This window comes from Arenibacter algicola, assembly GCF_000733925.1.
GTDB classification, from domain to species: domain Bacteria; phylum Bacteroidota; class Bacteroidia; order Flavobacteriales; family Flavobacteriaceae; genus Arenibacter; species Arenibacter algicola.
The window spans coordinates 286940-300576 of the sequence record NZ_JPOO01000001.1 but is presented as its reverse complement, the minus strand read 5'-3'; the positions used below and the strand labels follow the sequence as shown (position 1 = coordinate 300576).

10 protein-coding genes and 1 tRNA gene are annotated in these 13637 nt (G+C 39.8%); 7 read left to right on the top strand and 4 right to left on the bottom strand.

All coding sequences use genetic code 11. The features are described 5' to 3' along the window. Complete coding sequence (locus tag U735_RS0101260) at positions 1-3774, top strand: reprolysin-like metallopeptidase (protein ID WP_031442090.1); 3774 nt, start codon at positions 1-3, stop codon at positions 3772-3774. 4 nt (positions 3775-3778) lie between these two features. Further along, complete coding sequence (locus U735_RS0101255) at positions 3779-4462, top strand: fibronectin type III domain-containing protein (protein ID WP_031442089.1); 684 nt, start codon at positions 3779-3781, stop codon at positions 4460-4462. Between the two features lie 5 nt (positions 4463-4467). Here U735_RS0101255 and pth read toward each other — a convergent pair whose 3' ends face one another. From pth to U735_RS0101240, 3 genes are all read right to left on the bottom strand, one after another. Further along, positions 4468-5097 carry an aminoacyl-tRNA hydrolase gene (gene pth, locus U735_RS0101250; protein WP_031442088.1) on the bottom strand — a complete coding sequence of 210 codons (630 nt, stop codon included), beginning with the start codon at positions 5095-5097 and terminating at the stop codon, positions 4468-4470. 79 nt (positions 5098-5176) lie between these two features. Then, on the bottom strand, positions 5177-5809 hold the full coding sequence (locus tag U735_RS0101245) for a 50S ribosomal protein L25/general stress protein Ctc (RefSeq protein ID WP_031442087.1): 633 nt from the start codon (positions 5807-5809) through the stop codon (positions 5177-5179). 45 nt (positions 5810-5854) lie between these two features. Beyond that, positions 5855-6796, bottom strand: a complete 942-nt coding sequence (locus U735_RS0101240) for a ribose-phosphate pyrophosphokinase (RefSeq protein WP_031442086.1) — start codon at positions 6794-6796, stop codon at positions 5855-5857. Positions 6797-6998: 202 nt separating this feature from the next. Here U735_RS0101240 and U735_RS0101235 point away from each other — a divergent pair, with 202 nt between their 5' ends. From U735_RS0101235 to U735_RS0101220, 4 genes are all read left to right on the top strand, one after another. Continuing rightward, positions 6999-7352, top strand: a complete 354-nt coding sequence (locus tag U735_RS0101235; protein WP_232233143.1) for a GIY-YIG nuclease family protein — start codon at positions 6999-7001, stop codon at positions 7350-7352. 7 nt (positions 7353-7359) lie between these two features. Continuing rightward, a tRNA-Leu gene (locus tag U735_RS0101230) sits at positions 7360-7439 on the top strand. 238 nt (positions 7440-7677) lie between these two features. Next, positions 7678-8937 (top strand): site-specific integrase, encoded by a 1260-nt coding sequence (locus tag U735_RS0101225; RefSeq protein ID WP_031442084.1) that lies wholly within the window; start codon positions 7678-7680, stop codon positions 8935-8937. A 416-nt stretch (positions 8938-9353) separates the two neighbouring features. After that, positions 9354-9611 (top strand): CBU_0592 family membrane protein, encoded by a 258-nt coding sequence (locus U735_RS0101220; protein ID WP_051891814.1) that lies wholly within the window; start codon positions 9354-9356, stop codon positions 9609-9611. Here U735_RS0101220 and U735_RS0101215 read toward each other — a convergent pair. Then, on the bottom strand, positions 9608-10210 hold the full coding sequence (locus U735_RS0101215) for a TetR family transcriptional regulator (RefSeq protein WP_031442082.1): 603 nt from the start codon (positions 10208-10210) through the stop codon (positions 9608-9610). The two genes, U735_RS0101220 and U735_RS0101215, sit on opposite strands and share 4 nt — an antisense overlap. A 167-nt stretch (positions 10211-10377) precedes the next feature. Here U735_RS0101215 and U735_RS0101210 point away from each other — a divergent pair, with 167 nt between their 5' ends. Beyond that, positions 10378-13623 carry a SusC/RagA family TonB-linked outer membrane protein gene (locus tag U735_RS0101210; RefSeq protein WP_031442081.1) on the top strand — a complete coding sequence of 1082 codons (3246 nt, stop codon included), beginning with the start codon at positions 10378-10380 and terminating at the stop codon, positions 13621-13623. Positions 13624-13637 lie beyond the last annotated feature (14 nt).

Genomic DNA, 13637 nt, shown 5'->3' with positions numbered 1-13637 from the left:
ATGGTTGTAAAATTACGTCTTGTTTTTTCAATATCCATATTTTTTCTTTGCTATTGCGGATTTGGACAAGCCAAGTATTGGCAAAAAACCGATTCTAGAAGCAAGAAGTCCCAAAGGCAAACAGCGGAGTTAAGGATAAATCATGGCCTTACTTTTTCTTTGGAAAAAGATGTTTTTATCAATGAACTAAAGGGGAACCAAATCCAAAAGTCTTCAAAAATAGTAAGTTTTCCAGACGAAGACGGAGACTTGATCCCTTTCGTTGTTCAGGAAGCTTCAGTACTTTCTCCAGAACTTTCCAAAAAATACCCCCAAATAAAATCTTATGTAGGCAGGGGCTTAAAGAATGAAAAGGACAGGGTAAGATTTAGTGTTTCCCAAAACGGAATTCAAAGCATGATCGTATACGGGGAAAGCAAAAATGCCACCTACATGCAAAAAGTGTCTGGTTCCGACAATGAATATTTGGTATACAATAGGAAAGACGCCTATATGATGAACACCAATTTCATTTGCGAGACCACTTCCCTTATCGAAAAAGACAAAGGACCTTCCGCTTTAAAATTGGTGGATGGTCAAGTATTAAGAAAGTTTAGGGTGGCCATCTCGGCAACAGGGGAGTATACAGAGTTCCACGGCGGAACCGTACCAAATGCCCTAGCAGCTATAAATGCTACCATTACAAGGGTAAATGAAATTTTTGAAACCGATTTGGGCATTAGTTTAGAGATTGTTGCCAATACAGACGAGGTAATCTACACGGACAAAAACAATGATCCCTATGGAACAAATCTTAATTCTGAAGTACAAAATACCTTAAATACGGTAATTGGTGCTGAAAACTATGATGTGGGCCATTTGTTCCAAAATGACGAAAATGGAGGTAATGCCGGATTTATCGCCTCGGTTTGTATAGATTCCAGAAAAGGGAGTGCCTATTCCTCTGCCTTAATTCCGCAAGGGGACATTTTTGACCTGGATTTTGTGGCTCATGAAATGGGACATCAGTTTGGTGCCAACCACACCTGGTCCTTTGAATCGGAAGGTACTCTGGTACAGGCCGAGCCAGGAAGTGGAACAACCATTATGGGGTATGCAGGTATTTCCGGCAACAACAATGTGGCCTTGAACGGGGATGACTATTTTCATTACTACAGCATATTTCAGATACTGGAATACATAAAAACAACGAGTTGTGCCCAGGAAATCTCCTTGCTGAACAATCCACCGGAAATAGTCCCTACAGGCAACTTTACCATTCCAAAATCTACGGCCTTTAGGTTAAAAGGCAATGCAACGGATGTGGATGAAGATGATATACTTACGTACAATTGGGAACAAATAAATGATGGCATAGTTACCCATAATACCTTTGGACCAACAAATCTTAGTGGAGCCAATTTTAGATCCCTAAAACCAACGGTAACACCAACCAGATATTTTCCAAGGCTCAGCAGCATCGTATCGGGCAATCTTACCCAAACCAATCCCAATGTTAATACCACTTGGGAAACCGTTTCCGACGTAGAACGCGAACTGGATTTTGCACTTACCGTCAGGGACAATTCCTTAGGCGGAGGACAAGTTACATCGGACTTGGTAAAAGTTATGGTCATAGACAATGCAGGGCCCTTTGTAATAACTTCCCAAGCCGCCAATGAGATTTATACCGCAGGGACCCGACAAGAGGTTACATGGGATGTGGCTAAAACAAATCAGGGCCCGGTAAACACTCAAAAAGTAGACATCTTTTTTTCTGCCAATGGAGGCGCTTCCTTTCCCATAAAATTAGCGGATAGCGTCCCCAATGATGGACAACAGGACATATTGATCCCTGGATTTTCCACTCCTACAGGCCGAATTATGGTCAGTGCACACGACAACATCTTTTTAGCAGTAAACGCTTCCAATTTTACGATATCACCGTCCGATATAGTGTTGAACTTCCCCCAATTGCAGCACGAAGTTTGCCAAGGCAACGATTTAATAGTGCCCTTCAACTACCAAACCTATAATGATTTTTCCGAGGAGGCCACCTTTTCCGCTACCGGCATGCCCCCGGGATTGGCCATTGATTTTTCTCCTGCCTCCACCATGGTGAACGACACCCTGGTAAATATTACCTTTTCCAATACGGATTTGGTAACCCCAGGCAATTACCCCATAAACATAGTGGCCACTACAGAAAATGTCACCAAGGAAGTTGTCATTGATGTAAAAATATTGGAAACTACATTTACGGATGTTGTTCTGCAATTGCCCACCAATGGTTCCACAAGCGCACTTATAGCATCAGAATTGGAATGGGAATCCAATAGTTCCTATACCTCCTATGATGTTGAGATTGCCGATGACGCGGCCTTCACCAATATCATTGATACGGCCACGGTTATTTTCAACTCCTATTTGGCCACCGGTCTAACAGAGGAAACCACTTATTATTGGCACGTTAAACCAAAAAATAGCTGCGGGGAGGGAACCTTTGGTCCGGCCTTTAGCTTTACAACCTTGGAGTTGAACTGTGCTTTGGAAGCCGCCAAGGATTTGCCCATTACCATATCAACAACCGGGGCACCCACAATAACTTCCACCATTACCCTTTTAAACGACCTGCCTGTAGCAGATATTAATGTTAATTTGGATCTGACCCATACCTTTCTTGCCGATTTGGAAGTAACCCTTATATCCCCTGCTGGCACTCGGGTAATTCTCGTATCCAATTCCTGTGGAGCAAATCAGGATATACTGGCTACATTTGATGATAGCGCGGAAGGATTTATATGCGGAACAAGTCCGGCCATTCAGGGCATCGTAAGGCCCTTAGGCTCTTTGGCAGCTTTTAATGGGGAATCTACCTATGGGGACTGGATATTGGAGGTCAAGGACATTGCTGCCTCGGATGGAGGATCCTTAAATGCGTTTTCCATGGACATCTGTGTTGAAGGGACCTTTAGGGCGGATGAAGATAAAGATGGGGTTTTTGATGATGGGGACGACTTATGTTTAAACACCCCCATGGGGGCCACGGTGGATTTAAACGGCTGTGCCGTTTATATTTTACCTGCAGATAATTTTGAAGTGGAAATCAATAGTGAATCCTGTAGCAATCAAAATAATGGCTCTATACGTATCGTGGCCGGCATCAATATGGACTACGACCTTACGCTTATCGGTAATGGAATAAATGAAAGCAATAATTTTACCAATTTCTTTTTTAAAGAAGGCCTTGCCGCTGGCACCTATGAAATATGTATTACCGGAACCGAAGATGACAAGGTATACGAACCCTATTGTTTTCAAGCCATCATTACAGAACCTCCGCCCTTAACCGTTACTTCCAAACTAACGGCCTCGGGAAATCAGACCATATTGAACCTGGAAGGAAGCGATTTCTACAATATTGAATTAAATGGCATTGTTACGCAGACCAAATCTTCCAGTATTACTTTAGACCTTAAACAAGGTGTAAACCAAATTAAAGTGTCTACCAATCTGCCATGCCAAGGCGTCTATGAAGATCAATTGTTCCTCCTGGATGAACCTATAGTGTTCCCCAATCCTTTTGAGGAGGAAGTCAACATTTTAATCAATAATGGACCGGAAACTGTAAATACCCAGATTTTTAATTATGTAGGCCAATTGATAAGCCATAAGGATTACACCCTTGACAGCAATGAAATTAAAATTAATTTTACAGGTCTGCCCTCAGGTATTTACATCCTTAAGGTTAAAGGGGAAGGTATAAATAGTAATTTTAAGGTAGTAAAAAAATAAACGGATGAAACCAATAGCCATAATTTTATGCTTCTTGGCCCTAGTGGGATGTGGAGGAAAGGACTCTCCCAAACCTCCCTTGTCCGCCCTGTTGGTCTTTCCCCAGAAAAACTCGGAATGCACCACCGGCATAAATGTAACAGGAACCAATAATTCTACAGTACAATTTAGATGGCAAGCATCGGATCATACGGAATCCTATGAACTAAGGGCTACAAATTTGAATACCAACACCACTCAAACCATTGTGGTAAGCGGTACTTCGGCAAATTTGAATATTGAAAGAGGGGCCCCATTTTCTTGGCTGGTAGTTTCCAAAAATACGGAAGTATCGGAATCGGCACGTAGCGAAACATGGCGGTTTTTTAATGCTGGTGTGGAAACCACCCACGCCCCTTTTCCCGCTGAGGTTGTAGCTCCCAAAACAGGATCGAACATAGCCAGGGACATTAATAATGAGGTTCTCTTGGAATGGGAAGGTGCAGATGTGGATAATGATCTGGAAGGATACGAAGTTTATTTTTCCACCGAAACCCCTCCAACTACTCTGATAAGCACACTAACATCAGGGAAATCCGATCTAAAGGTAAGCGTTGAAGCCAACACCGTTTATTACTGGAGAATAGTTACCATGGATAGGGAAGGAAATACCGCTACAAATAGTATTTCCGAATTTAAAGTACGCTAAAGGTGTTAAGTTCCGTTGTATTCGTTCATTGTCCTATTCACCCCGGAAAGTACAAATGAACGGATAAGCGCATTGACTCTTTCATATCGTTCACCCAAAGCATCCTTTTCCTCTTGGTTCCATTCTCCCAAGACATAATCTATTTGTTTTCCTTTTCCAAAATCGGACCCAACACCAAACCTCAATCTATTGTAATTGGTGGTAAGTAGGTACTGCTGAACATCTTTTAAACCATTATGGCCTCCGTCACTTCCCTTGGTCTTTAAACGTATGGTCCCGAAAGAAAGATTAATATCATCTGTAATGACAAGTACATTTTCAAGGGGAATATTTTCCTTCTCCATCCAATATTTTACGGCCTTTCCACTTCTGTTCATATAAGTAGATGGCTTAAGACAGATTATACTCCTTCCCTTGACCTTAAAAGTACCCACATCTCCCAACTTTGCAGTTTCAAAGGTAAAAGCCTCCTCTGTGGATAGGGAATCCAATATTTTAAAGCCAATATTATGTCGGGTTTCCGCGTATTCCTCCCCAATATTGCCCAATCCTACTACTAAAAATTTCTTCATGTCGTCTTTTTCATCCAACAATGTACTGTTCAATTTAAAAAAAGATTCTAAAAACCGGAACATAGCACCGTAATTGAAATTCATAAAAATACAAAAGCATCCCGCAGATACGGGATGCTTTTACACTTATTTTAGATAAAATCTATTCTTCACCACCTTCAGCTGGCGCTTCTGCAGCAGCTTCTTCTCCTTCTTCTCCTTCTTCATCCTCTTCATCTGTCAAGACTGCATTACGTGCAGCTTTAACCTGAACAACCACAGTGTTTTCTGGGTGAAGAATGGTAAACTCATCTTTCAACAATGTAGATACGGAAATATTTCCTCCGATTTTCAATTTAGAGATATCCACATCAAAGAAATCTGGCAAATTGTCCGGCAAAGCCTTAATGGCAAGCTTTCTTTTTCTAAACAATAATCTACCACCATTTCTAACCCCTGGAGAATTACCCAACAACCTTACAGGAATGTCCATAGTAACTTCCTTATCCTTGAACAATTGATAAAAGTCTACATGTAAAATGCTATCGGTTACAGGGTGAAATTGAATATCCTGCATTACCGCATCGTACTTTTTACCACCTTCCAAATCAACCACAACGGTGTGTGCGTTTGGAGTGTACACTAAATCTTTGAACGATAGTTCTTCTGCTGCAAAGTGTAATGGTTTTTCCCCTCCGTAAATAACGCAAGGAACCTTTCCAGCATTACGTAAGGCCTTTGTTGCTTTTTTGCCTACGCTTTCTCTTTCTGATCCTTTAATTGTAATTGACTTCATTGTATTTATTAAATATTAATTAAATTACTTTCCTATAATAAACTTCTACATTAGAAACTTGGAACTAATGGAAGTATTGTGATGCACCCTGTGCATAACATCGGCAAACAACTCGGCACAGCTGATTACCCTAATTTTTTTACTTTCCTTTTTTAAGGGTATGGAATCGGTTACAATAAGTTCCGATAATTTCGACTTTTCAATTTTCTCATAGGCATCCCCTGATAGAAGTGCGTGGGTAGTAATTGCCCTTACGCTTACAGCTCCCCTTGCCATCATTAAATCTGCCGCTTTGGTCAAAGTTCCGGCCGTATCTACCATATCATCTACCAAAACCACATTTTTCCCCTCTACATCACCAATAAGTTCCATGTGCGAGATAACATTGGCCTGTGCCCTTTGCTTGTAACAAATAACAACATCACAACCAAGCGCCTTGGAATAGGCGTAAGCCCTTTTAGATCCACCCATATCCGGCGAGGCTATGGTAAGGTCATTAAGGTTAAGGCTGTTCAAATAAGGCAAGAACAAAGTGGACGCAAATAAATGGTCCACGGGCTTTTCAAAAAAGCCCTGTATTTGATCGGCATGGAGATCCATGGTAATGATACGGGTAGCACCTGCCGCCTCCAACATTTTAGCTACCAGTTTGGCCGCTATTGGAACCCTAGGTTTGTCTTTTCTATCCTGTCTGGCCCAGCCAAAATAAGGCATTACTGCAGTTATGTGCCGTGCCGATGCTCTTTTTGCAGCATCCAACATCAACAACATTTCCATCAAGTTTTCAGAACTAGGATTCGTAGAACCAATAATAAATACACGCATTCCACGTATAGATTCCTCAAAGGATGGCTGAAACTCCCCATCGCTGTATCTAGAAAAAATAACATTGCCTAAATTGGAACCAAAATGCTCGGCTATTTTTTCTGATAGCTTGGTACTTTGGGTACAGGTGAAAATTTTAGGCTCCGGTACTTGATATGGCATTGTTAATGTATTGTTTATTAGTTTATTGGAACTCCTTTTTAAAAGGAGGTGCAAATTTAGAAATTAATTTGGGTTGCTAAAGTATAAATGTTGTTATTTTTTTGGTGATATAAAGAAAATATTTTTTAGTTTTGCAGTCTCAAATGAAACTGGGAGTTAAAAGAACAACCGGGGGAAAATTGAAAACTAAGAAATAATTACCTTGCTCGAGTGCCTGCCTGCGGTAGGCAGGGCGGAACTGGTAGACCTGTCTGCCGACAGGCAGGCCAGACTACCGACAGGCAGGCGCGCTGGAAATGAAATATTGAAAATGGTTTGGATTTATGCCATATCTAGTTTGACTTCTAACTATATATACGTGGGAATGACCACGGATTTAGAGGCAAGGATAGAAAGGCATAATAAAGGCAGAGAAAAAACAACCAAACCTTATTTACCCTTCGAGTTGATTTTCACGGAATCCCGGGAAAATTGGACGGAAGGCAGAAAAAGAGAAAAGTATTGGAAATCAGGTGTTGGAAAAGAACAGCTGAGAAAATTGAAAACTAAGAAATAATTACCTTGCTCGAGTGGCGGAACTGGTAGACGCGCTGGATTCAAAATCCAGTTCTTCGGAGTGTGGGTTCGATTCCCACCTCGAGTACAATTTGAATGTCAAATTCAATCAAAACCCTGTAAATATCAATATTTACAGGGTTTTTCATTTTATTTAATCACATTTGATGCTATATTATACCATCCAAAAAGTGTCCCATTCGGTGGCACTAACACTCCAGAATTTAGTGCCACCGAATCAATCATAAACACCTTATAAACAGCGTATTACAACGCATATTTTTATTTTTATTTCCCTATATTTAGGCAGTAAAAATTTCAAAATTATGCAAGATTTAATGTCAATTCTGTTTTATATTCGAAAAAAGGGGGTGAGTGATCCTTCCCAGGCCATCATCTATCTTCGAATTACTTATAATGGTAAAAGAGCTGAAGTTAGTACCATGAGAAAAGTTGCTATTTCCAAATGGGATGCCAAGGCGAACAAGGTTATTGGCTATACCCCGGAAGCCAAACAGACCAACCGTCAACTGGATATCATTAAAAATCGCATATATGAGATTTATCAAAAGTTTTTGAACGATGGCAATAATTATATATCGGCAAAAGGAATAAGGGATGAATTTATAGGGGCAAATACCAATAAAAAGCTAATCATGGAAATGTTTGAAGAACATAACCTAAGAATGGAAAAACTGGTGGGAAGGGAATTCTCCTTTAGGACGCTTCAACGCTATAAGACCACCAAGAAACACCTCCAAAAATTTATAATTTCAAACTATAATTCCGAGGACCTCCCTCTAAATAAGATAGATGTTAAGTTCATCAATAGCTTCATTTACTATCTAAAGGCCAATCTTGAACTTTCACACAATTCTGCCTTAAAATATATAGCCTATTTAAAGAAAATAATACGTCAGGCCTACGCCAATGGATGGATCGACAAAGACCCCTTTTACAATTTTAAGCTTCGCCCCAAGTCAATTGATAAGGAATTCTTAAACAAAGAAGAAATTAATACCCTTATGGAAAGACAATTCTCCATTTCCAGATTGGAACAGGTCAGGGATGTTTTCATTTTTAGCTGCTACACTGGTTTGGCCTATATTGATGTTGCCAAGCTCCGTGCAAACGATATCGTAATTGGAATAGACGGGAAACGATGGATAAAAGTAAAGCGGACCAAGACCAAATCATTAAGTAGCATTCCCCTTTTACCGATTTCAGAAAGAATCATCGCTAAGTATTCCTCTTTACATTGTGACAATGATCAATTATTACCAGTTTATAGCAATCAAAAAACAAATGGCTATCTAAAAGAAATAGCAGACCTATGCGGAATAACCAAAAACTTAACCTTTCATGTTGCAAGACATACCTTTGCCACTACTATAACTTTATCCAATGGCGTTCCCATTGAATCCGTGAGCAAAATGCTGGGACACAAATCTTTAAAGACAACCCAGCATTACGCCAAAATACTGGACACTAAACTTGCCGAGGATATGAACAAACTTCAATTACTGTTGGAAGACAAAAATAATTCCTCTGAACTAAAGAAGACCAGAAAAAAAGTACACTTTTGAGAATAATCCCATTACAAATTTAAGTTCGAAGGAAAGGCGGCCTCAAAATCTTTATCTTTAAAACATTAGTAATATTTAATGCGCTTGTAAATTAAATCCAGAAAAGGCAAAATAGACTGGTGAGTGTTAAGTTCCCTACCAATATCACCTGCCCTTGTTGGATTTTTGACGAATGAAAACATGTTTCAATTCCCTTAAAACTTTGCCTTTTTTAATATTGTCCCGGGGAGTCCAGAACCTACCGTTAGAAAGCCTTGTGAATAGGAGTTTTAAGAGAGTTGCTTTTTTATGCTCACCAATTAGGTGAATTTAGGATTGGTAAGGTTAATTGTTTGTCTTTTCGTAATAGGCAATTTTAAAAAATACAATTTATAAAATTCGAAGTATCTTGTCAATTCTAAAAATAGCAATTACCAGTGAGCATATTCGAAATCATCGGGTGGACAGGTTCCGCTTTATTCATAATTTCCTATTTTTTGTTGAGCATTAACCGACTGCACGCTAGAAGTATACTTTATCAATTGATGAATGTTGCCGGTGGTTTGTGCCTAGTTGTTTGTGCTTATGACACGCAGGATAGGCCAAATCTTTTTACAAACCTTGTCTGGATGTTTATTGGGGTGTATGCTCTGATCAAAATCCAAAAAAGAAAAGGCGGTTCAAAAGGGGATTAGGTATGGTTGGTAAATTGAAGTATTTCAATGGCGGCCTCCTTATACTTTTTCAACTTTTCATAATATTCCTCGTTAGGTTCAAAAAGGGAAAGATAATAATACGCCCCTTCTACCATAACAAAGATTAAATCTGCCGTTTCCTTGGAGCATTGAATATTTACCTCACCATTGCTTTTGGCCTCTTCAATAACCTCTGTGAGCAATAGTCTTAAATAATCGTGTAATTCCTTATAGGCTAATTGTATTTTTTCATCCCTAAAAATTAGGGCAAAACAGCTGTAAAAAACACCGTCGTCTACAAGTTCGTTCCATTCTCTGGAGAATAAATTATTTATTATACTCACTAATCGGGAGCCACTTCTTTCCTTATTATATTCTGTTGTATAAAGTTTTTTATAGCGTTCAAGAATAAAATTGATCAACCCAAAAAGAAGTTCATCTTTGGATTTAAAATAGTGCAACACCAAACTGGTATTCACATCCATTTCGGTAGCCACTTTGGCTAATGAAACGTTCTCTAGGCCCTCTTTTTGTGCCACCCTGTAAAAGGCCTCAATTATTTCTGATTGGCGTTCTGTCTTTAAGCTTTTTCTTCCCATCGGTTGTACAAGTTAATATAATCTTAACAATAATAATACAAAAATTTTAAATTGATTGGTCATTCAATCAATTTATTTTATTACTTTCGTTTTTCAATATTCTGTTTCAAGAGATTACAGAATTTATTTAACCGTAACCAAATAGTAGAATTTTTTAATTTGATTTTATGAAAAAAGAAAAAAACCGGTGCTTAGCCAAAAGCCGATCACTTATCACAATGTTGCTCGGTGTTGTTCTAGTAGTGTTTGCGGGGCAGTTGTCCTTTGCTCAAGGACAGACTTTTTCCGGATCAGTATTGGATTCTGAGACCAGTCAGCCATTGCCAGGGGCGAGTGTCATGGTAAAGGGAACAACAACTGGAGTCGTTACTGATTTTGATGGTAATTTTAGTATTGTTATTCCATCGTTGGATACCACGTTAGTTATATCCTACATTGGGTTTCAGACACAAGAAGTTATTGTTGATGGGAAATCTACCATTAAGGTCCTATTGGTCCCGGATTCCCAAGCGCTAAATGAGGTCGTGGTAGTAGGGTATGGCACCCAAAAGAAAATTAACTTATCTGGTTCCGTGGCGGTAGTAGATATGAAACAATTGGAAGACAGGCCAATTGCCAACGTATCCCAGGGACTTCAAGGCACAGTTGCTAATTTAAATATTTCCTTCGCTAATGGAGCACCAGGTAGCACGGCCAGTATTAATATTAGGGGTTTTACCTCGATTAATGGGGGTAGCCCTCTGATTATGATAGACGGAGTTCCATCATCCGAGGCAGATCTTACCCGTATGAACCCTAACGATATTGCATCCATTTCTGTATTGAAGGATGCATCCTCTGCTGCAATATATGGTGCTCGGGCAGCATTTGGAGTAGTTCTGGTTACTACCAAAGAGGGTGGGCAAAGTAAAATTACCTATTCCAATTCTTTTATTTGGGGAAAGCCTACAATAACTCCCGATCCAATAACTGATCCATATATCTTTTCCAGGTTATTGGATACTTCAACCAATAATACACCCTGGGACTATGTAAATTATTCCGATGAAACCTATGCATGGGCGCGAGATAGATCCAATGATCCAACGGTCCCCAATGTACGATTGGATCCCCAAAATCCTGATAGATGGCAATATATGGGAGATACCAATTGGAACGAGTACTTCTTCAATAGTGCTGCCTTTTCTCAAAACCACAACATTTCGATAAGTGGAAAAAAGGAAATAGTAGACCCCGGTAGTGAGAAAAAGGAGGTTATAAGTTATTATGTTTCCGCTAACCATACCCTTGAAAATGGTTTAAATAGGTTGGCTGAGGATTCTTGGGAGAGAAATGCACTTAGGTCAAAAGTTTCCATAAACCCTTATAAGTGGCTGGATTTTGAGAACAATACCTTTTTGTCTTTTACCAATAGGAATCTGCCTACTTATGGGATAACCAATGTTTACAACCTTAGACCTACCGATGTTGTAAGAAACCCAGATGGTACATGGGCTAATACGCCGGCCGGGATTGCAGCGGCACGTATGATAGACGGCGGTAAAACGGCCATTACGGAAACTGGCATTCAGACTACAAATAGGTTGAATTTATATTTATTGGACAAGGCTCTAACCTTGACCGCCGAGCACACCTTTAAAAAAGATTTTGATCGCAGACATTGGGATGGAACCAAGTATAAAATAGGATTTGGACCCAATGATGTCAGGGAACAGGTAAATGAGGATTATGCTTACGAGGCTTTGGGCGAGAATAAATACAATGTCTTTAACCTTTATGCTACATACGCCAAAGAATTTAACAAACATAATTTCACGGCCATCGTTGGTTACAATAAAGAGATAAATGAGTATGAGTGGTTCTCGGCCAACAGGGATGATCTAATTTCATCGGATCTTCCAAACATGGCTTTGGCTACTGGAGAACAAACAGTTGGTTGGGCCTATTCGGACTGGGCATTGAACGGTGTTTTTGGTAGGTTAAATTATATCTATAATGATAGGTATATTTTGGAACTAAATGGAAGATATGATGGTTCCTCAAGATTTCCAAAAGAAGATAGATATGGTTTCTTTCCTTCAGTTTCTTTGGCGTGGATAGCCAGTAAAGGGTTTGGTGAAGAGCTAAGTGATGTGATAAACCATTTAAAATTTCGGATTTCAAATGGGTCACTTGGTAACCAAAATGTCAGTAATTATGGACATATCAATACTATGTCCACTGGGCAATCCGGTTATTTGATAGACGGAGAATACCCAAAGGCAGTTTATGCTCCAGGATTGGGGATTAACCCCAATACATACACTTGGGAAAAAGTGGTGACTACCAATTTTGGGGTCGATTTGGGATTCTTTGACAACTCCCTCAACCTTTCTTTAGATAATTATGTTAGAAATACCATAGGCATGCTAACACCAAGTCAAGAATTGCCTGGTGTATTGGGTACGGACCCACCCAGTGCTAATGCAGCGGACCTCCAAACCTATGGTTGGGAATTCACCCTTGGATATAAGAATAATTTTATGTTGGGAGGAAGTGCTTTTGATTTTGGCAGTTCTATAATCCTTTCGGACAATGAAACTACCATAACTAGATTTGATAATGATGGGCAACTATTTTCACAATGGCGTGAAGGTGCAAAAGTTGGTGAAATCTGGGGCTTGGAAAATGATGGCTTCTTTAAGAACGAGGAAGAGATAGCTGCCCTGGACGAATCGGCTATTGTTCCATGGGGCGCGCTATCCATTGTGCCAGGATGGCCAAAATACGTTGACCAAGATGGGGATGGTAAAATATTACGCGGGGAATCTGCCAATGACCCTAAGGACTTAAAATTGATAGGCAATTCCAGGCCTCGTTACCAAATTGGTTTTAATCTGAATATGTCATGGAAAGGATTTGATATTAGCGGATTCCTGCAGGGTGTCGGAAAAATGGATTACTATCCCACCAACTATCTTTTCTGGGGTCCTTATCAACAACCCTATGCCAATGTGTACCCCCATCTCTTAGATTTTTACAGGGGTTCTGCCGATAGTGATGCCTTAATGGCCCAACACTCACAATCATATATAGATGCTGGTTTGGCCGATGCCAACACCGATGCCGAGTATCCTGTTTTACAAAGTTGGTTGGCAGATTCCAATTATGGGGCCGGTCTTGATATTCCTCAGACAAAATATTTGAAAAGTGCTTCATACCTGAGGTTTAAAAACATCACTATTGGTTATGCCCTTCCGCATAGATTGCTGGATAAAATGCACATTTCCAAATTGAGATTTTTCGTAACCGGTGAAAATATATATGAATGGTCCTCAATAAAAAAGCATATAGATCCAGAGGCAACCGGCAATAGAGGTTTTGCATATCCTTTTCATCGCAAGTTATCCGTAGGCATGAACCTTACTTTTTAAATGTTTGAACAAAA